Genomic DNA, 20,446 nt, shown 5'->3' on the forward strand with positions numbered 1-20,446 from the left:
CGAGCTGCACGAAACACCGCATAATCTCATCTCTCTGCTGCTGACAAACACAACGATTTGTCGCCGGATGGAACGAAAGTTCACCCGATCCGCAGCAAGCCTTCATGGGCAGAATTCTTTAACAATCAACAGTCGATAAGTGTGGGCGTTTGATGTGATGTGCCCAGGACTTCGGTCCTGAAGCTCAAAATATAGCAACAAACGTCTGCACAAGAAATAAACGTAATCATCTTCGGATGATTCGTCAGTATTCTTGAGTAGATGACCCCGACAGAAATGTCGGACAACAGAGATTAAACTGAAGAGTTTGATCCTGGCTCAGATTGAACGCTGGCGGCATGCTTTACACATGCAAGTCGAACGGCAGCGCGGGCTTCGGCCTGGCGGCGAGTGGCGAACGGGTGAGTAATATATCGGAACGTGCCCAAGAGTGGGGGATAACGTAGCGAAAGTTACGCTAATACCGCATACGATCCAAGGATGAAAGCAGGGGACCGCAAGGCCTTGTGCTCCTGGAGCGGCCGATATCTGATTAGCTAGTTGGTGAGGTAAAGGCTCACCAAGGCGACGATCAGTAGCTGGTCTGAGAGGACGACCAGCCACACTGGAACTGAGACACGGTCCAGACTCCTACGGGAGGCAGCAGTGGGGAATTTTGGACAATGGGGGCAACCCTGATCCAGCAATGCCGCGTGAGTGAAGAAGGCCTTCGGGTTGTAAAGCTCTTTTGTCAGGGAAGAAAAGGGTACGGCTAATATCCGTGCCTCATGACGGTACCTGAAGAATAAGCACCGGCTAACTACGTGCCAGCAGCCGCGGTAATACGTAGGGTGCAAGCGTTAATCGGAATTACTGGGCGTAAAGCGTGCGCAGGCGGTTTTGTAAGTCTGTCGTGAAATCCCCGGGCTTAACCTGGGAATGGCGATGGAGACTGCAAGGCTAGAGTTTGGCAGAGGGGGGTAGAATTCCACGTGTAGCAGTGAAATGCGTAGAGATGTGGAGGAACACCGATGGCGAAGGCAGCCCCCTGGGTCAAGACTGACGCTCATGCACGAAAGCGTGGGGAGCAAACAGGATTAGATACCCTGGTAGTCCACGCCCTAAACGATGTCTACTAGTTGTTGGGTCTTAATTGACTTAGTAACGCAGCTAACGCGTGAAGTAGACCGCCTGGGGAGTACGGTCGCAAGATTAAAACTCAAAGGAATTGACGGGGACCCGCACAAGCGGTGGATGATGTGGATTAATTCGATGCAACGCGAAAAACCTTACCTACCCTTGACATGTCAGGAACCTTGGAGAGATCTGAGGGTGCCCGAAAGGGAACCTGAACACAGGTGCTGCATGGCTGTCGTCAGCTCGTGTCGTGAGATGTTGGGTTAAGTCCCGCAACGAGCGCAACCCTTGTCATTAGTTGCTACGAAAGGGCACTCTAATGAGACTGCCGGTGACAAACCGGAGGAAGGTGGGGATGACGTCAAGTCCTCATGGCCCTTATGGGTAGGGCTTCACACGTCATACAATGGTACATACAGAGGGCCGCCAACCCGCGAGGGGGAGCTAATCCCAGAAAGTGTATCGTAGTCCGGATTGTAGTCTGCAACTCGACTGCATGAAGTTGGAATCGCTAGTAATCGCGGATCAGCATGTCGCGGTGAATACGTTCCCGGGTCTTGTACACACCGCCCGTCACACCATGGGAGCGGGTTTTACCAGAAGTAGGTAGCTTAACCGCAAGGAGGGCGCTTACCACGGTAGGATTCGTGACTGGGGTGAAGTCGTAACAAGGTAGCCGTATCGGAAGGTGCGGCTGGATCACCTCCTTTCTAGAGTCGGCACTGATCGCAAGATCGTGCATCAAACGCTCACACTTATCGGCTGTTGTTAGAGAAACAGTAGAAGCGCGCGGGTCTGTAGCTCAGCTGGTTAGAGCACCGTGTTGATAACGCGGGGGTCGTTGGTTCGAGCCCAACCAGACCCACCACGAACACGGGGGATTAGCTCAGCTGGGAGAGCACCTGCTTTGCAAGCAGGGGGTCGTCGGTTCGATCCCGTCATCCTCCACCATCGCTTCTGTTAAGAAATCAAATCTAAGCCCTGTGGTTTAAATTTGATCTTTTAGAGATCACTGCTGTTTCGTTCTTTAACAATCTGGAAGAAGTAAAGTTTTATTAAGCGTATTCAGCAATGAATACACTTAGGGTAGTGTTCCGAAAGGAACGCATACAAAAAACTCATCAAACACAGTAGTAAATGCTTGCGCTATAGCCGTCAAGGTTATAGGGACAAGTGAATAAGTGCACATGGTGGATGCCTTGGCGATTACAGGCGATGAAGGACGTAGAAGTCTGCGATAAGCTTCGGGGAGCTGACAAACGAGCATTGATCCGAAGATTTCCGAATGGGGAAACCCGGCCTTATAGGTCATCACTCACTGAATACATAGGTGTGTGAAGCGAACGCGGCGAACTGAAACATCTAAGTAGCTGCAGGAAAAGAAATCAACCGAGATTCCCAAAGTAGTGGCGAGCGAAATGGGAAGAGCCTGCATATGATAGTCGGACTGGTAGTGGAAGCCTCTGGAAATAGGCGCCATAGTGGGTGATAGCCCCGTACGCGAAATCAGACCGGTGGTACTAAGTATGCGACAAGTAGGGCGGGACACGAGAAATCCTGTCTGAATATGGGGGGACCATCCTCCAAGGCTAAATACTCGTAATCGACCGATAGTGAACCAGTACCGTGAGGGAAAGGCGAAAAGAACCCCGGGAGGGGAGTGAAATAGATCCTGAAACCGTGTGCATACAAACAGTCGGAGCGGACTTGTTCCGTGACGGCGTACCTTTTGTATAATGGGTCAGCGACTTACATTCAGTAGCGAGGTTAACCGAATAGGGGAGCCGCAGAGAAATCGAGTCCGAACAGGGCGCTAGTTGCTGGGTGTAGACCCGAAACCAAGTGATCTATCCATGGCCAGGTTGAAGGTGCGGTAACACGCACTGGAGGACCGAACCCACTAATGTTGAAAAATTAGGGGATGAGCTGTGGATAGGGGTGAAAGGCTAAACAAACTTGGAAATAGCTGGTTCTCTCCGAAAACTATTTAGGTAGTGCCTCAAGTATCACCATCGGGGGTAGAGCACTGTTATGGCTAGGGGGTCATCGCGACTTACCAAACCATTGCAAACTCCGAATACCGATGAGTGCGAGCTTGGGAGACAGACATCGGGTGCTAACGTCCGGTGTCAAGAGGGAAACAACCCAGACCGCCAGCTAAGGTCCCAAAGATTGGCTAAGTGGAAAACGAAGTGGGAAGGCTAAAACAGTCAGGATGTTGGCTTAGAAGCAGCCATCATTTAAAGAAAGCGTAATAGCTCACTGATCGAGTCGTCCTGCGCGGAAGATGTAACGGGGCTAAGCCAGTCACCGAAGCTGCGGATATATTTCTCGTAATTTATTACTTGATCTATATGGTAGGAGAGCGTTCTGTAAGCCTGCGAAGGTGTCTTGTAAAGGATGCTGGAGGTATCAGAAGTGCGAATGCTGACATGAGTAGCGATAATGCGGGTGAAAAGCCCGCACGCCGTAAGCCCAAGGTTTCCTGTTCAACGTTCATCGGAGCAGGGTGAGTCGGCCCCTAAGGCGAGGCAGAGATGCGTAGCTGATGGGAAGCAGGTTAATATTCCTGCACCGTCGTATGATGCGATGGGGGGACGGATCGCGGAAGGTTGTCTGACTGTTGGAATAGTCAGTTTCTGGTTCATAGAAGGTGCTTAGGCAAATCCGGGCACGTAATTCAAGGGACTGGGACGAGCGCCCACGTGGTGCGAAGCAATCGGAAGTGGTTCCAAGAAAAGCCTCTAAGCTTCAGTCATACGAGACCGTACCGCAAACCGACACAGGTGGGCGAGATGAGTATTCTAAGGCGCTTGAGAGAACTCGGGAGAAGGAACTCGGCAAATTGGTACCGTAACTTCGGGAAAAGGTACGCCCCAGTAGCTTGACCACTTTACTGTGGAAGGGTGACAGGGTTGCAATAAAATGGTGGCTGCGACTGTTTAATAAAAACACAGCACTCTGCAAACACGAAAGTGGACGTATAGGGTGTGACGCCTGCCCGGTGCTGGAAGATTAAATGATGGGGTGCAAGCTCTTGATTGAAGTCCCAGTAAACGGCGGCCGTAACTATAACGGTCCTAAGGTAGCGAAATTCCTTGTCGGGTAAGTTCCGACCTGCACGAATGGCGTAACGATGGCCACACTGTCTCCTCCCGAGACTCAGCGAAGTTGAAGTGTTTGTGATGATGCAATCTACCCGCGGCTAGACGGAAAGACCCCATGAACCTTTACTGTAGCTTTGCATTGGACTTTGAACCAATCTGTGTAGGATAGGTGGGAGGCTTTGAAGCGGGGACGCCAGTTCTCGTGGAGCCAACCTTGAAATACCACCCTGGTTTGTTTGAGGTTCTAACCTTGGTCCGTTATCCGGATCGGGGACAGTGCATGGTAGGCAGTTTGACTGGGGCGGTCTCCTCCTAAAGTGTAACGGAGGAGTTCGAAGGTACGCTAGGTACGGTCGGACATCGTGCTAATAGTGCAATGGCATAAGCGTGCTTAACTGCGAGACCGACAAGTCGAGCAGGTACGAAAGTAGGACATAGTGATCCGGTGGTTCTGTATGGAAGGGCCATCGCTCAACGGATAAAAGGTACTCTGGGGATAACAGGCTGATTCCTCCCAAGAGTTCATATCGACGGGGGAGTTTGGCACCTCGATGTCGGCTCATCACATCCTGGGGCTGTAGCCGGTCCCAAGGGTATGGCTGTTCGCCATTTAAAGTGGTACGTGAGCTGGGTTTAAAACGTCGTGAGACAGTTTGGTCCCTATCTGCCGTGGGCGTTGGAAATTTGAAGGGGGCTGCTCCTAGTACGAGAGGACCGGAGTGGACGAACCTCTGGTGTACCGGTTGTCACGCCAGTGGCATTGCCGGGTAGCTAAGTTCGGAAGAGATAACCGCTGAAAGCATCTAAGCGGGAAACTTGCCTTGAGATGAGATTTCCCGGAGCCTTGAGCTCCTTGAAGGGTCGTTCGAGACCAGGACGTTGATAGGTCAGGTGTGGAAGTGCAGTAATGCATTAAGCTAACTGATACTAATTGCCCGTACGGCTTGTCCCTATAACCTTGACGGTTATGAATCAATGATGATTCCTCGCATTTACTCTTTGATGAGAGTTACCCTCGCTTTACTTCTTCTGGATTGAGCAGTGACGTTGCCCTACAGGGGACGGCACTGCGTACAAGTCATGCCTGATGACCATAGCAAGTCGGTCCCACCCCTTCCCATCCCGAACAGGACCGTGAAACGACTTTGCGCCGATGATAGTGCTGCAACCAGTGTGAAAGTAGGTTATCGTCAGGCTGTTATATAGAGAAACCCCCGTCCAGTGATCTGGCGGGGGTTTTTTGCTTTTGGCCACCCAAATTGTTACCGAAAAAACCGGGGACAGGCTCCGATTTCGCCACGAAACCGCCGCGAAACCTGTAGCGAAACCGGGGACAGGCTCCGATTTCGTCACGAAACTGGCAACGAAACCAGTGACAGGCTCCGATTTCACGAACCTTTCGAACATAATCGGTGCCTGTCACCGGTTTCTAGGAACCTTTCGAACATAATCGGAGCCTGTCACTGGTTTTTTGAACCTTCAAGAACAATCGGAGCTGCCACCGATTACGAGAAGAGCGCGTCGATGTAAGCCGGCGGTTCTTCGAGCGTCAAGCCAGCGGCGCGCAGCACCCCAACGGCAAAAAGCCCCTGTCCAGTTACATGGCAGGGGCTTTTCGATGACAGTAATTATGGAATTCGCGGCTTAGATTCCCCAGACGACGTTGTCGCCGCCATCCCTCGCCGCACGCAGCATCTCCAGCAGCGGGTAGGCGCGTTGCGCGAAGCCGATATGGTTTTTCTCGGCCATTTCCGCCGACTCGTCCTCGACGGGCAGGTGATGGGAATGCGAGTGGTTGGCATGCTCGGCATCCACTTCCGGGTGCAGCTTGCTGAGCGCGACTTCCTGCTCGAGCAGCTTGATCGCGTGGGCCGCCTCGGCAGCGGTGATCACGCCGCGCGTGTGACTCTTGCTCAAGACATCCAGGATGCGATGGGCATGTTCCTGGTACATCGTGACATCGGGCGATGTCTGGGATTTGAATGTGATTAACATGGCGCTTCCTGACATATTGTTTTAATGCTTCAACGATATCACGGCTTGCCGGCAAACCCCGGCGCGCATGCCGGCGCTTCAGTTCAGCTTGAACGAGCGGAGGAACATGTCGATGTTTTCCGCATCGACCGCCTTCTCGGGGCCGATGACGATCACCTGGTAGGCGCGTTTGTCGCGGGCCACGAACCTGCCATGCAGCTCCATCGGCCTGCCATTGCTCGCGCCATGGGCCTCGATGTCGATACCGCTGTCCCGCACGGCTTCCTTCGAGACATTGCCACTGATATTGCGCACCATGGCCGTGCGCATCGAGCGGACCGCCTGTTCGGCCTGGGTTGCGTCCGCGAGCGTGGCACTGCCGACGGCGAACATGGTGCCGTCGACTTCGGCCGCCGTCATCGTCATCGACGCTTCACGGCCATCGAGCGAGACCGTGCGGGTGTGCGTGGCCGGTTTGGCCGGGAAAAGCACGGAATACGGCGCGTCCGCCGCGCGGTAATCGCGCCAGTCGAACTTCGGGCTGCAGGCACTGACGACCGTGGCGAGCGCCACCGCCACCGGAATCGAAAAGGAAAGTCTCATGCACCGATGGTAGCAGCCTCCGAACCCCCGCGCCATCGGCATGCTGGTCCAGCGGGACGTCACGACGAGCGCAGCACCCGGCGGAACTGAATGGCTTCGGCCACATGCTTGAACTGCACGGTATCCGAACCGGCCAGGTCGGCAATCGTCCGCGCTACCCGCAGTACACGGTGATAGGCCCGGGCCGACCAGTGAAATTGCAGCATGGCCTTGTGGAGCATGTCCTGGCCGGCCCGCTCGGGCTTGCAGTACCTGTCGATCTCGCGCGAGGTGAGGTAGCGGTTGCTTTTGTCTTGCCGCGCCAGTTGCCGCTGGAACGCCGCTTCCACGCGGGCCGAGATGACTTGCGAAGACTCGCCATCCTCGGGGGCGTGCAGCATTTCCGTCGACACCGGGCCCACCTCGATCTGCATGTCGATGCGGTCGAGCAGCGGACCGGAGATCCTGTCCTGATAGCGGTTAATCGTGTCTTGCGAGCACTTGCACTGGCCGGAAAGCTGCCCGTGGTAGCCGCACGGGCAAGGGTTCATGGCCGCCACGAGCTGGAAGCGCGCCGGGAATTCGGCCTGGCGGGCGGCACGCGAGATCGTCACGCGCCCGGACTCGAGCGGCTCGCGCAGCACTTCGAGCACGCGGCGGTCGAATTCCGGCAATTCGTCGAGGAACAATACGCCGCAATGTGCCAGCGAGATCTCGCCGGGGCGCGGGACGCTGCCGCCGCCCACCAGCGCCACGCCCGACGAAGTGTGATGCGGTGCGCGGAACGGGCGCATCTTCCAGGCCGCCGCGGTGAACGAGCCCGTCAGCGACTGCACCGCGGCCGCTTCCAGCGCTTCATCGTTCGTCATCGAGGGCAGCAGGCCGGCGAAACGCGAGGCCAGCATGGTCTTGCCCGCGCCGGGCGGGCCCACCATGATGATGCTGTGCCCACCCGCGGCAGCCACCTCCAGCGCCCGCTTGGCATGCCACTGCCCTTTGACTTCGGCGAAATCGGGGTGCTCGGCGCGCGCGGGTTGCAGTGCCGGGCGGTGCCGCGCCAGCCGGACGGTATCGTCGGCCGCACAGAAGTGGTTGCACACTTCCAGCAGCGTGGCCGCCGGGAAGATCGCCGCGCCATCGACCAGCGCCGCTTCATCCGCGTTTGCCAGCGGCAGGATGAAGGCACTGTGCGCGCGTGCCCGCTGCATCGCGAACGTCATGGCCAGCGCGCCGCGGATCGGCCGCAGCTCGCCGGTCAGCGACAGTTCGCCGGCGAATTCATAACGCGCCAGGGGAGGGGAGGGGATCTGGCCGGAGGCGGCCAGGATGCCGATCGCGATCGGCAGGTCGAAGCGGCCGGATTCCTTGGGCAGGTCGGCCGGCGCCAGGCTGACGGTGATGCGGTGGTTGGGCATTTCGAAGCCGGCGTTGACGATGGCGGCGCGCACGCGGTCGCGTGCTTCCTTGACTTCCGTTTCCGCCAGCCCGACGACGTGGAAAGCCGGCAAGCCGTTGGCGAGATGGACTTCGACGCTGACTTCCGGCGCTTCGATGCCGTTCAGCGCACGGCTTTTCAGGACGGCCAGGCTCATGGTACCCCGCTGCAAGCTGTGGATGAAGAAGACGATCCTGCATCCTAGGCGCTTGCGGCGGGCGCGGCCTTGCGCCGCGATAAAGGAGAAAAATCCGCGAAAAAGCCGTTACAGCGGCGCCTTCTCGGCGGCGATCTTCGCCTCCAGTTCGGCCAGGCGGGTTTCCAGCAACTCCAGGCGGTTGCGGGTCTTGGCCAGCACCTGCGCCTGGATGTCGAATTCCTCCCGCGTCACCAGGTCCAGCTTGGAAAAGCCCTGGGTCATCATCGCCTTGACGTTGCGCTCGATATCCTTGGCAGGCGAATTTTCGATGACGTTGTTGATCTTGGATTGCAGGTCGGTAAAGAAGGCGTTCATGTCCACGATGGGCTCCAGGTGAGGTTTTTCGCACGAATGCACCACAATGGTGCCAGTACGAAGATTATTTGGTGCGAAACAGGCGTCGCGCAGCGCGGCTCGGCTATCAGCTCAGCAACTATTTGCTGGCACGCATTCTGCTTTAGCTAAAGGGACAACGAGTCAGACGAATTTTAAACCGCAATAAAAGTTCACTCAAAAGGAAATCGCCATGTCATACCCGAGCAAGCGCTCCGCCCTGTCCGTCGCCGTACTGTTCGCATGTATTGCAGCAGGCCAGGCCCAGGCACAGGAAGCCGCCGCGACACCCGAGGCGAAACCGGACAACGAGATCAGCTTTAACGCGGCCGTTACCAGCGATTACCGTTACCGCGGCATTTCGCAAACCCGCCTGAAACCGGCGCTGCAAGGCGGCGCCGACTGGGTCAACAACCCGACAGGCTTCTATGCCGGCACCTGGCTGTCCACCATCAAGTGGGTCAAGGACGGCGGCGGCGACGGCAGCGTCGAATGGGACGTGTACGCCGGCAAGCGCGGCGACATCGGTTCCGGCTTCACGTACGACGTGGGCGGCCTGGGCTACATCTACCCCTCGAACTCCCTGTCGACCAGCGCAAACACGTTTGAATTGTACGGCCAGGTCGGCTTTGGCCCCGCCACCCTGAAATATTCCCACTCGCTGACCAACCTGTTCGGCTTCGCCGACAGCAAGAACAGCCAGTACCTGGATGCTTCCGTCAACCAGGAGGTGGGCGGCGGCTTCATCCTGAACCTCCACGTGGGCCACCAGAAAGTCAAGAATAACGATTTTTCCAGCTACACCGACTGGAAAGTGGGCGTCACCAAGGACTTCGGCGTTGCCACGGTATCGCTGGCCTATGTCGATACCGATGCCAAAGCGTATTTCGCGCCAAACGGCAAGGACCTGGGCAAATCAGGCGCCGTGCTGACCCTGTCCAAAACTTTCTGAAACACCAAACGAGGCCTGCCATGAAAATGATTACTGCCATCATCAAGCCGTTCAAGCTGGACGAGGTGCGTGAAGCCCTGTCCGCGATTAACGTGCAAGGGATAACCGTGACCGAAGTCAAAGGCTTCGGTCGCCAGAAAGGCCACACGGAGCTGTACCGCGGTGCCGAATACGTGGTCGACTTCCTGCCCAAGACCAAGATCGAAGCGGCGGTCGACGACGCCATCGTCGAGCAGGCCATCGAAGCCATCGAGACGGCCGCCCGCACCGGCAAGATCGGCGATGGCAAGATTTTCGTGTACAACCTGGAACAGGTCATCCGTATCCGGACCGGCGAAACCGGCAACGATGCGCTTTAACTTAACGATGCGTCAAAGGGGAAATCGATGAAAAAAACGATAACGAAATGGCTGGCCGGGGCAGCCATGCTGATGGCGTTCAGCGCGGCGCCGGCCTGGTCTCAGGAAGCGGCGCCGGCCGACGCGCCTGCCGCCACCGCCACGGCGCCTGCCGCCGTTGACGCAGCACCCGCGGCGGCACCTGCGGCCGCGGCACCGGCCGCAGCCGAAGCAGCGCCAGCCGCCGCGCCCACGCCGCACAAGGGCGACACCAGCTGGATGTTCGTCTCCACGCTGCTGGTCATCATGATGTCGATCCCCGGCCTGGCGCTGTTCTACGGCGGCCTGGTGCGTTCGAAGAACATGCTGTCCATCCTGATGCAGATCTTCACGATCTTCTCGCTGATCATCGTGCTGTGGTGCGTGTACGGCTACTCGATCGCGTTCACCGAAGGCAATGCGTTCTTCGGCGGATTCGACCGTGCGCTGCTGAACGGCATCTATGATCCCGTCGCCGGCACGTTCGCCTATGCGGCCACGTTCAGCAAGGGCGTCGTCATTCCCGAATTTATCTTCGTCGCCTTCCAGGGCACGTTTGCCGCCATCACCTGCGGCCTGATCGTCGGTGCCTTCGCCGAGCGCGCGAAATTCGCCGCCGTGCTGGCGTTCATCGTGATCTGGTTCACCTTCGCCTACCTGCCGATGGCGCACATGGTCTGGTTCTGGAGCGGCCCGGATGCGATCACGGATGCCGCATCGCTGGCCACCGTCACCGCCAAGGGTGGTTACCTGTGGAGCCACGGCGCGCTGGACTTCGCCGGCGGCACCGTGGTGCACATCAACGCCGCGGTTGCCGGCCTGGTGGGTGCCTACATGATGGGCAAGCGCGTCGGCTACGGCCGCGAATCGATGGCCCCGCACTCGCTGGTGATGACGATGATCGGCGCTTCGCTGCTGTGGGTGGGCTGGTTTGGTTTCAACGCCGGTTCCGCGCTGGAAGCGGGCGACATCGCCGCGCTGGCCTTCGTGAACACGCTGCTGGCCACCGCCGCCGCCACCGTGTCCTGGCTGTTCGCCGAATGGATCTTCAAGGGCAAGCCCTCGATGCTGGGTGCCGTGTCCGGCGCCGTTGCCGGCCTCGTGGCGATCACCCCGGCCGCCGGCTTCGTCGGCCCGATGGGCGGCCTGGTCATCGGCCTGCTGGCCGGCGTGGTCTGCCTGTGGGGCGTGAATGGCCTGAAGCGCATGCTGGGCGCCGACGACTCGCTGGACGTGTTCGGCGTGCACGGCGTGGGCGGTATCCTGGGCGCCGTGCTGACCGGCGTGTTCGCGGCACCTTCGCTGGGTGGCCAGGGCATCTGGGACTACGTGGCCAACAAGGCTTCGGCGGACTACTCGATCGGCGGCCAGGTGGTCACCCAGCTGATCGGCGTGGGCGTCACGATCCTGTGGTCGGGCATCGTTGCCTTCATCGCCTACAAGCTGGTGGACGTGGTGATCGGCCTGCGCGTGCCGGAAGAACAGGAACGCGAAGGCCTGGACATCAACAGCCACGGCGAATCGGCCTACCACATCTAAAAGGGACGGTTTTGCCGCCAAAAGCGCCCTGCGGGGCGCTTTTTTGCTTTCCACACCTTTAAAATGGCATTTTTGCCCTGATTTGGTGAGTCCGCCTTCAGCATTGCAAGGCGGGCACGCAGTTCGCCCATCACTACAAGGAAGTAAGCATGGTTCCCCACCTCGTCACGGCCCTGACCGGACCGCTGCTCGATCTCGAAGAAAAAATCCTGGCCGCCACCCCCGCCATCGAGCGCTGGTTCCGGCTGGAATGGCAGGAACACACGCCGCCATTCTATTGCTCGGTCGATCTGCGCAATGCCGGCTACAAGCTGGCCCCGGTGGACACCAACCTGTTTCCCGGCGGCTTCCATTACCTCGCCAGTGAAATGCTGCCGCTGTCGGTGCAGGCCGCGATGGCCGCAATCGACAAGTATTGCCCGGATGCGCGCAACCTGCTGGTGATCCCGGAAAGCTACGACCGCCATCCCACCTACCTGGAAAACATCGCGCGCCTGGCGCAGATCTTCCGCCAGACAGGCCTGCACGTGCGGCTGGGCACCCTGGATCCGTCCATCACGCAACCGACGCCGCTGGCCCTGCCGGATGGCAACATGCTGGTGGTCGAACCGCTCGAGCGTTCGGCGAACGGCCGCCGCGTGGGGCTGAAGGACTTCGACCCATGCACGATCCTGCTGAACAACGACCTGTCGGCGGGCCTGCCGGACATCCTGCAGGATATCCATGAGCAAAGCCTGCTGCCGCCGCTGCATGCGGGCTGGGCCCTGCGCCGCAAGCACAACCATTTCACCGCCTACGATGAAGTGGCCAAGAAGTTCGGCAAGCTGATCGGCGTGGACCCGTGGATGGTGAACCCGTTCCATGCCCGCTGCGGCGAGGTCGACCTGCAGACCGGCGAAGGGCAGGATTGCCTGGCGGGTAACGTCGACGCCGTCCTGGCCAAGATCCGCAAGAAGTACAAGGAATACGGCATCAAGGAAAAGCCGTTCGTCATCATCAAGCCCGACGCGGGCACCTACGGCAAGGGCATCATCAGCATCCGCGACGCGGCCGAACTGAAGGACCTGTCGCCGGCCCAGCGCGAGAAGATGTCGGTGGTCAAGGATGGCAAGGTCGTCAGCGAACTGAACATCCAGGAAGGCGTGCCCACCTTTGAAAGCATCAAGGATGCGGTGGCCGAGCCGGTCGTCTACATGATCGACCGCTACGTGGTCGGCGGCTTCTACCGCGTGCACGCGGAACGGGGCGTGGACCAGAACCTGAACGCGCCCGGCTCGCAGTTCGTGCCGCTGGCCTTCGCGCAGCAGCATGCGGTGCCCGACCTGAAAGCCAAGCCGGGCACCGCCGCGCCCAACCGGTTCTATGTGTACGGCGTGGTGGCCCGCCTGGCATTGCTGGCGGCATCGCTGGAAATGGAACGCACCGATCCGAACCCGGAAGTGTATTGAGGCAACTGTTTCAGCCTGCCCGCAGGCCGGGTTCCCCTCGGCCGGGCTGAGCCGATGCCGCTTTGCAAACTCGGCTAAAATCGGCCATTACCTCGAATGGATGTGCCCATGAAAATCGCTTTTCTTGCCGACCCGTTGGCGAACTTCAAGATCTACAAGGACTCCACCTACGCCATGATGGCCGAGGCCGCGAAGCGCGGCCACGAAGTGTATGCGTTCCAGCAGCGCCACATGGCGCTGGAGAACGGCATTGTCCGCGCCTGGGTCTCGCGCATCACGATGACGGGCGGCGGGCAGGAAGACTGGTATGAAGCCGCGCCATCGGAAGACGTGGCGCTGTCCGAGTTCGACATCATCCTGGAGCGCAAGGATCCGCCGTTCGACATGGAATACGTCTACGGCACCTACCTGCTGCAACTGGCCGAAAAGCAGGGCGTGAAAGTGTTCAACAGTCCGCAGGCGATCCGCGACCACAATGAAAAGCTGTCGATCGCGCAGTTCTCGCAGTTCACGTCGCCGACCATCGTCACGTCGGATGAAACGCGCCTGCGCGCCTTCCATGCCGAGCATGGCGATGTGATCTTCAAGCCGCTGGACGGCATGGGCGGCACCGGCATCTTCCGGGTCAAGGCCGATGCCATGAACCTGGGTGCCATCATCGAAACGCTGTCGCAGAATGGCCGGCAGACCATCATGGCGCAGCGCTACATTCCCGAGATCGTCAAGGGCGACAAGCGCATCCTCGTCATCGGCGGCAAGCCGGTGCCGTTCTCCCTGGCGCGCATCCCGCAGGGTAGCGAAGTGCGCGGCAACCTGGCGGCCGGTGGCGTCGGCGTGGCCCAGCCGCTCACCGATCGCGACCGGGAAATTGCCGAGGCGATCGGTCCGGTATTGGCCGAGCGCGGCTTATTGCTGGTAGGATTGGACGTGATCGGCGATTACCTGACCGAGGTAAACGTCACGAGCCCGACCTGCTTCCAGGAGATCACGCAGCAGACGGGCTTCCAGGTAGCCGCCATGTTCATCGACGCACTCGAACAGGCGGCCTGACAAGGACCGATATGGTTGGTATTTTGCTTATGACGCACGCGCCGCTGGGGGAAGCATTCCTGGCGGCGGTAGCCCACGTATTCCGCAACAAGGTCGAGCACCTCGAAGCGATCGACGTGGTGGCGGACCAGGACCTGAGCGACGTGCAGGCACTGGCCGCGGCGGCCATCAGGCGGCTGGACGATGGTTCCGGCGTGCTGGTGATCACCGATGTAAAGGGAGGTACGCCCGCCAATTGCTGCAACAAGCTGGCTGACGCGGGCCACGTCGAAGTCATCGCCGGCATCAGCCTGCCCATGCTGCTGCGGGCGATCACGTATCGCATGGATACGCTGGACGTGGTGGTGGAAATGGCGCTGGCCGGTGCGCAAAGCGGGGCGGTACGGGTGGACAACCGCATTCGGGTCAATTAAACGATCCGGGTCAATTCAACAATTCGGGTCAATTAGATAAAAAAGAAACATGATTCAGCAAGAACTCGAAATCATCAACAAGCTCGGACTGCATGCGCGAGCTTCAGCCAAGTTCACCCAGCTGGCGGCGAAATTCAAGAGCGATGTCTGGCTGTCCCGCAACGGCCGGCGCATCAATGCGAAATCGATCATGGGCGTCATGATGCTGGCCGCCGGCAAGGGGGCCAAGGTCACGCTGGAAGCCGATGGCGCCGACGAACAGGAGTGCATCACCGCGCTTGCCGGGCTGGTCAACGACAAGTTCGGCGAAGGCGAGTAAATGCCGTTTGACCGGGGAGCACCGATGGCATCGTTCACACTGCACGGCATTCCGGTCTCGCGCGGCATTGCCATCGGCCGGGCGCAGATGCTGGCGCCGGCCGCGCTGGACGTCAAGCATTACCTGATCGCCGAGGAACACGTGGAAGCGGAAGTAGTGCGCCTGCAAACGGCGCTGGCCACCGTGCACCGCGAACTGCAAACGCTGTGGAACGAACTGCCGAAGGATGCGCCGACCGAACTGGGCGCGTTCATCGACGTCCATGCGCTGATCCTGTCCGATCCGATGATCTCCGAAGCGCCGCTGGACATCATCCGCAGCCGCCACTACAACGCCGAATGGGCCCTCGTCACGCAGATCGAGGAACTGTCGGCGCAGTTCGACGAGATCGAGGATCCCTATCTCCGCGAACGCAAGGTCGACATCCAGCAGGTGGCCGAGCGGGTGCTGAAGGTGTTGCTGGGCAGCGAGCCGCTGCCCATGCCGGTGGAGCCGGACGACGACGAATTCCAGGCGCAGATGGTGGTGGTGGCGCACGACATCTCGCCGGCGGACATGCTGAAGTTCCGCGACCGCTCGTTCATCGGCTTCGTCACCGACGTGGGCGGCCAGAACTCGCACACCGCGATCGTGGCGCGCAGCCTCGATATCCCGGCTGCCGTCGGCGTGGCGCAGGCTTCGAACCTGATCGAGCAGGATGACTGGGTGATCATCGACGGCGATGCCGGCGTGGTCATCGTCAGCCCCAGCGCACTGGTGCTGGAACAGTACCGCGAGCGGCAACTGGCCGCGCAGCGCGCCAGGAAGAAGCTCTCGAAGCTGAAGAAGACGCCCGCCGTCACCAAGGATGGCACGTCGATCACGCTGCTGGCCAATATCGAGCTGCCGGACGATTGCGGCCCGGCGCTGGAAGCGGGTGCCAACGGCGTGGGCCTGTTCCGCTCCGAGTTCCTGTTCATGGGGCGTGCCAGCGACATGCCGTCCGAGGATGAACAGTTCGAGCAGTACCGCCGCGCCGTCGTGGCGATGAAGGGCCGGCCGGTCACCATCCGCACCCTCGACATCGGCGCCGACAAGCCGCTCGACACCACGGAGCACACGGCGCTGAACCCGGCGCTGGGCTTGCGCGCGATCCGCTATTGCCTGTCCGAGCCACAGATATTCCTCACGCAGCTGCGCGCCATCCTGCGCGCTTCGGCGTTCGGCAAGCTGCGCATCCTGATTCCGATGCTGGCCCATGCGCACGAGATCGACCAGTCGCTGGCGATGATCGAGCAGGCCAAGGCCGAACTGCGCGCAGCGAACATCAAGTACGACCCGAACGTGGACGTGGGCGCGATGATCGAAATCCCCGCCGCAGCGCTGGCGCTGCCGATGTTCGTGCGGAAGATGAAGTTCCTGTCGATCGGCACCAACGACCTGATTCAGTACACGCTGGCCATCGACCGGGTTGATTATGAGGTTGCGCACCTTTACAATCCCCTCCATCCCGCCGTACTGCAACTGATTTCGATGACCATAGCCGCCGGCCACAAGGCCGGTATCGACGTTGCGGTGTGCGGCGAGATGGCGGGCGACGTGAAGCTGACGCGCCTGCTGCTCGGCATGGGCTTGCGCGATTTCTCGATGCACCCGGCGCAGCTGCTGTCGGTCAAGCAGGAAATCCTCAATGCCGACATGGCCCGCATCCTGCCGCAAACGCGCAAGATACTTCGCTCCATGGACCCGGACGTCATCGCGGATGCCGTCCTGTCGCTGCAGACGATGTAGAAATTCCAGCGGGTGCCCCCATTCGGGCCCCGCCACCATCACAGGCCCGCGGGGCCACGCAGTACACAATAACTCGAAAACATGTCCTCGATAGGAATCGTTTCTCCGCAAACCATGGCGTTCGCGGATCCCTTGCCCCTGCAAAGCGGCGCGTCGTTGCGCGACTACACGCTGATGTATGAAACCTACGGCACGCTCAATGCCGACAGATCGAACGCGGTGCTGATCTGCCATGCGCTGAACGCATCGCACCACGTGGCCGGCTGGTATGCCGACGATCCGAAGAACGTGGGCTGGTGGGACAACATGGTCGGTCCCGGCAAGCCGGTCGACACCAACAAGTTCTTCGTCATCGGCGTCAACAACCTGGGGTCGTGCTTCGGCTCCACCGGCCCGATGCACGCCAACCCGGCCACCGGCAAGCCTTATGGCGCCGCGTTCCCGGTGGTGACGGTGGAAGACTGGGTGGCCGCCCAGGCCCGCCTGGCCGACCGCCTGGGCATCGCGCAGTTCGCCGCCGTAATGGGTGGCTCGCTGGGCGGCATGCAGGCGCTGGCCTGGAGCATCATGTATCCGGACCGGCTGCGCCATTGCGTGGTCATCGCTTCCACGCCGAAGCTGTCGGCGCAGAACATCGCCTTCAACGACGTGGCGCGGCAGGCGATCCTGTCCGACCCGGACTACCATGGCGGCGACTTCTACGAACACGGCGTGGTGCCGAAGAATGGCCTGAAGGTGGCGCGCATGGTCGGCCACATCACCTACCTGTCCGACGACGACATGGCCGAGAAGTTCGGCCGCAAGCTGCGGTCGATGGCCGAGAAGGGCGGCGCCGGAGCGAGCGGAACTGCAGCCGCGGGCTACAAGTTCGGCTTCGGCATCGACTTCGAGATCGAATCGTACCTGCGCTACCAGGGCGACAAGTTCGCCACCTACTTCGACGCCAACACCTACCTGCTGATCACCAAGGCGCTGGACTACTTCGATCCGGCGCGCGTGCATGACGGCGACCTGACGCGCACCCTGGCGAAGACCAAGGCGAAATTCTTCCTCGCCTCGTTCACCACCGACTGGCGCTTCTCGCCGGAGCGCTCGCGCGAGATCGTGCAGGCGCTGCTGGCCAACCGCCGTGAAGTGACCTATGCGGAAATCGATGCCCCGCACGGCCACGATGCCTTCCTGCTGGAGGACCCGCGCTACATGGGCATGGTAAGGGCCTATTTCGGGCAAATCCATGGCCAGATTGCCGCCGAATCGAAAGGAGGTGCGGCATGACGTTCGACGACCTGAAACGGGCACGCCCCGACCTGGCCTTCATCGCCCACTGGATACAGCCCGGCGCGCACGTGCTGGACGTGGGCTGCGGCGACGGCTTCATGATGGAGTACCTGCAGACCGACAAGCGCTGCACCGGCTACGGCCTGGAACTGGCCGACGACAAGGTACTGGAAAGTACCCAGCGCGGCGTGCGCGTGATCCAGCAGGATTTCGAGAAGGGCGGCCTGGCGCTGTTCGGCGACAATTCCTTCGACACGGTGCTGTGCCTGTCCGCGCTGCAGATGATGCAGCACGTCGAGGCGCTGCTGCGCGACATCGTCCGCGTCGGCAACGAAGCCATCGTGTCGTTCCCGAACTTCGCCTACTGGCCGCACCGCGTGGCGCTGCTGAAGGGCCGCATGCCGGTGTCGAAGACGCTGCCGTACCAGTGGTACGACACGCCCAACGTGCGCTGCGCCACGATCGAGGATTTCCGCGCGCTGGCCGCCGAGGTGGGCGTCGAGGTGATGGAATACGTGGCGCTGGCCGAAGGGCGGATCGTCGACGTGCTGCCGAACCTGCGCGGCGAACTGGCGGTGTTCCGGCTGCGCAAGCGCAACGGTGCCGGCAGCCGTTGACAAGGCCGGGTGAACCGGGCCCCGGGCCGGCATATGGTATCGTGTGGCCAACGACCGTGGAATGTACATAATGTCATGGACGTATGGAACTAAATCATGAAATCACTCAAACATAGCTTGGCCCTCATCACCCTTGCCACCAGCATGCAGCTGGCGGCAGCCCACCAATCCGCGCCGGCGCAGAGCGCGCCTGCCGCCCAGGCGTCGGACGGCATTCCCGTCACGCGCCTGTCGCGCCTGCGCGTGTTTTCCGATGAGCAAACCGTCAACGAGCAATCGAAGCTGCAGTACGACGCGCTGCTGAAGGAAGCCGACCAGAAGGACGCGCTGGTCGACGACAATCATCCGCAGGTGCAGCGGCTGCGTGCCATCGCGAAACGCATCATCCCGCACGTGGGCCGCTGGAATCCCGAGGCGGCGGACTGGAACTGGGAAGTCAACCTGCTCAATTCGGACCAGGTCAACGCCTTCTGCATGCCCGGCGGCCGCATCGCCTTCTTCACCGGCATCTTGACCAAGCTGAACATGACGGACGATGAAGTGGCCATGGTGATGGGCCACGAAATCGCCCACGCGCTGCGCGAACATGCGCGCAAGCGGCAGGGCGAATCGCAGGTGGCCGCGATCGCCGGCAAGCTGGGCGGCATCGCCGCCTCGGCGCTGTTCGGCATCGACCCGAACTTGACGGACTTCGGCGGCCGCATGGCGGCCCAGGCGGCCGTGCTGAAATTCTCGCGCGGCGAGGAAACCGAGGCCGACCTGGTCGGCATCGACCTGGCGGCGCGCGCCGGCTTCGATCCGCGCGCCGGCATCGCGTTGTGGCAGAAAATGGGCGCCGTCAACGCGCGCGCGCCGATCGAGTTCCTGTCCACCCACCCGAGCGGCGAAACCCGCATCGCCGAGATGAACAAGAGCATGCCGCTGGTGCTGCCGGTGTATGCGCGCACGCGCGGCACCACGGTGGCCAAGCTGCCAGCCTACCGCACCACGCCGCTGCCGAAGACGTAACACCCGCTTTTCCCGCATGTCATCCACCGTCAAGTTCCACGGCAAGGCGCCGTTGCCCATGCGCGACGGCGTCACGCCCAGCTACCTGTGGCTGCCCGAGGGCGACTGGCCCGACCTGATCACCTTCATGGTGGCGAACTATCCCGCCGTGACCGAGGCGCAGTGGCGCGAGCGGATGGCGCGCGGCGACGTGGTCGACGCGCAGGGCAGGGCGCTGCAGCCGTCGTCGCCGTATCGCCGCAACCTGCGCATCTTCTATTACCGCGAGCTGGAGTACGAGGCGCCGATTCCGTTCGAGGAAGAGGTGCTGTATCAGGACGAGCACATCGTGGTCGCCGACAAGCCGCATTTCCTGCCCACGATTCCCACCGGCCGCTTCCTCAAGGAGACGCTGCTGGTGCGCCTGCGCGCCAGGCTCGGCATCGAGGAACTGGTGCCGATCCACCGGCTCGACCGCGAAACCGCCGGCATCGTCGTCTTTTCCCGCAACCTCGACAGCCGCGGCGCGTACCAGTCGCTGTTCCAGCAGCGCGTGGTGCAAAAGGAGTACGAGGCGCTGGCCGGCCCGCTGCCGGGGCGCACCTTCCCGTTCAGCTACCGCAGCCGCATGGTGCAGGGCGACAAGTTCTTCACGATGAAGGAAGCGCCGGGCGAGCCGAATTCGGAAACCATGATCGACATCGCCGGGCAGCGCGGCGAACACGTGCTGTATCGCCTGTGGCCGCACACGGGGCGGCAGCACCAGTTGCGCGTGCACCTGGCCGCGCTGGGCATCCCGATCGTCAACGATGCGTTCTACCCGGTGGCTCTGCCGTGCAAGGGGGAGGATGTGTCCGCGCCATTGAAACTGCTGGCGCGGGCGATCGGCTTCCCCGATCCGCTGACCGGGGAGTGGCGCTACTTCGAGAGCCGCCGCAGCCTGTAGCCGC

Annotated in this window: 16 protein-coding genes, 2 tRNA genes and 3 rRNA genes; 17 read left to right on the forward strand and 4 right to left on the reverse strand. The window is 60.6% G+C overall.

What is annotated here, in order from left to right; genetic code table 11:
- The first annotated feature begins 295 nt into the window (after nt 1–295).
- The 5 genes from OU994_RS05580 to rrf all read left to right on the forward strand — a co-directional run bounded on the left by OU994_RS05580 (nt 296) and on the right by rrf (nt 5,419).
- Nucleotides 296–1,826: ribosomal RNA gene (locus tag OU994_RS05580) — 16S ribosomal RNA — on the forward strand.
- A gap of 81 nt (nt 1,827–1,907) precedes the next feature.
- Nucleotides 1,908–1,984 (forward strand) — tRNA-Ile (locus tag OU994_RS05585).
- 7 nt (nt 1,985–1,991) lie between these two features.
- A tRNA-Ala gene (locus tag OU994_RS05590) sits at nt 1,992–2,067 on the forward strand.
- Between the two features lie 216 nt (nt 2,068–2,283).
- Nucleotides 2,284–5,175 (forward strand): 23S ribosomal RNA (locus OU994_RS05595).
- Between the two features lie 131 nt (nt 5,176–5,306).
- A 5S ribosomal RNA gene (gene rrf, locus OU994_RS05600) occupies nt 5,307–5,419 on the forward strand.
- Together the 16S, 23S and 5S rRNA genes with 2 tRNA genes alongside form the textbook arrangement of a ribosomal RNA operon.
- A 448-nt stretch (nt 5,420–5,867) precedes the next feature.
- On the opposite strand, the gene OU994_RS05605 is transcribed toward rrf, so the two are convergent.
- The 4 genes from OU994_RS05605 to OU994_RS05620 form a co-directional block, all read right to left on the reverse strand.
- Nucleotides 5,868–6,218, reverse strand: a complete 351-nt coding sequence (locus OU994_RS05605; RefSeq protein ID WP_281609955.1) for a DUF1840 domain-containing protein — start codon at nt 6,216–6,218, stop codon at nt 5,868–5,870.
- 78 nt (nt 6,219–6,296) lie between these two features.
- Nucleotides 6,297–6,800 (reverse strand): hypothetical protein, encoded by a 504-nt coding sequence (locus OU994_RS05610; RefSeq protein WP_281609956.1) that lies wholly within the window; start codon nt 6,798–6,800, stop codon nt 6,297–6,299.
- 59 nt (nt 6,801–6,859) lie between these two features.
- On the reverse strand, nt 6,860–8,371 hold the full coding sequence (locus OU994_RS05615) for a YifB family Mg chelatase-like AAA ATPase (RefSeq protein WP_281609957.1): 1,512 nt from the start codon (nt 8,369–8,371) through the stop codon (nt 6,860–6,862).
- Nucleotides 8,372–8,479: 108 nt separating this feature from the next.
- The gene (locus OU994_RS05620) at nt 8,480–8,734 is read right to left on the reverse strand and encodes an accessory factor UbiK family protein (protein ID WP_131147787.1); all 255 of its coding nucleotides are present in this window, start codon (nt 8,732–8,734) and stop codon (nt 8,480–8,482) included.
- Between the two features lie 205 nt (nt 8,735–8,939).
- On the opposite strand from OU994_RS05620, the gene OU994_RS05625 reads away from it, so the two are divergent.
- From OU994_RS05625 to OU994_RS05680, 12 genes are all read left to right on the forward strand, one after another.
- The gene (locus OU994_RS05625) at nt 8,940–9,698 is read left to right on the forward strand and encodes a TorF family putative porin (protein WP_281609958.1); all 759 of its coding nucleotides are present in this window, start codon (nt 8,940–8,942) and stop codon (nt 9,696–9,698) included.
- 20 nt (nt 9,699–9,718) lie between these two features.
- The gene (locus OU994_RS05630) at nt 9,719–10,057 is read left to right on the forward strand and encodes a P-II family nitrogen regulator (RefSeq protein WP_130186246.1); all 339 of its coding nucleotides are present in this window, start codon (nt 9,719–9,721) and stop codon (nt 10,055–10,057) included.
- 27 nt (nt 10,058–10,084) lie between these two features.
- On the forward strand, nt 10,085–11,614 hold the full coding sequence (amt, locus tag OU994_RS05635; protein ID WP_281609959.1) for an ammonium transporter: 1,530 nt from the start codon (nt 10,085–10,087) through the stop codon (nt 11,612–11,614).
- 149 nt (nt 11,615–11,763) lie between these two features.
- Nucleotides 11,764–13,062 (forward strand): glutamate--cysteine ligase, encoded by a 1,299-nt coding sequence (gene gshA / locus OU994_RS05640; protein WP_281609960.1) that lies wholly within the window; start codon nt 11,764–11,766, stop codon nt 13,060–13,062.
- A 108-nt stretch (nt 13,063–13,170) separates the two neighbouring features.
- Entirely contained in the window at nt 13,171–14,112 is a 942-nt protein-coding gene (gshB, locus tag OU994_RS05645; RefSeq protein ID WP_281609961.1) for a glutathione synthase, read from the forward strand.
- Between the two features lie 11 nt (nt 14,113–14,123).
- Nucleotides 14,124–14,525: a PTS sugar transporter subunit IIA gene (locus OU994_RS05650; protein WP_131147782.1), complete on the forward strand. Its 402-nt coding sequence runs from the start codon at nt 14,124–14,126 to the stop codon at nt 14,523–14,525.
- Between the two features lie 49 nt (nt 14,526–14,574).
- Complete coding sequence (locus OU994_RS05655; RefSeq protein WP_131147781.1) at nt 14,575–14,844, forward strand: HPr family phosphocarrier protein; 270 nt, start codon at nt 14,575–14,577, stop codon at nt 14,842–14,844.
- Between the two features lie 24 nt (nt 14,845–14,868).
- A complete protein-coding gene (gene ptsP, locus OU994_RS05660) occupies nt 14,869–16,614 on the forward strand; it encodes a phosphoenolpyruvate--protein phosphotransferase (RefSeq protein ID WP_281609962.1) in 1,746 nt (581 codons plus the stop codon).
- Between the two features lie 81 nt (nt 16,615–16,695).
- Nucleotides 16,696–17,889, forward strand: coding sequence for a homoserine O-acetyltransferase (locus tag OU994_RS05665; protein ID WP_281609963.1), 1,194 nt, complete (start codon nt 16,696–16,698; stop codon nt 17,887–17,889).
- Nucleotides 17,886–18,509 carry a methionine biosynthesis protein MetW gene (gene metW / locus OU994_RS05670; protein WP_131147778.1) on the forward strand — a complete coding sequence of 208 codons (624 nt, stop codon included), beginning with the start codon at nt 17,886–17,888 and terminating at the stop codon, nt 18,507–18,509. Before OU994_RS05665 ends, metW begins: the two co-directional genes overlap by 4 nt.
- A 96-nt stretch (nt 18,510–18,605) precedes the next feature.
- Complete coding sequence (locus OU994_RS05675; RefSeq protein ID WP_281609964.1) at nt 18,606–19,517, forward strand: M48 family metallopeptidase; 912 nt, start codon at nt 18,606–18,608, stop codon at nt 19,515–19,517.
- 16 nt (nt 19,518–19,533) lie between these two features.
- Nucleotides 19,534–20,442: a pseudouridine synthase gene (locus OU994_RS05680; protein ID WP_229420544.1), complete on the forward strand. Its 909-nt coding sequence runs from the start codon at nt 19,534–19,536 to the stop codon at nt 20,440–20,442.
- Nucleotides 20,443–20,446 lie beyond the last annotated feature (4 nt).

This window comes from Pseudoduganella sp. SL102 (assembly GCF_027856995.1).
Lineage (GTDB): Bacteria > Pseudomonadota > Gammaproteobacteria > Burkholderiales > Burkholderiaceae_D > Rugamonas > Rugamonas albidiflava.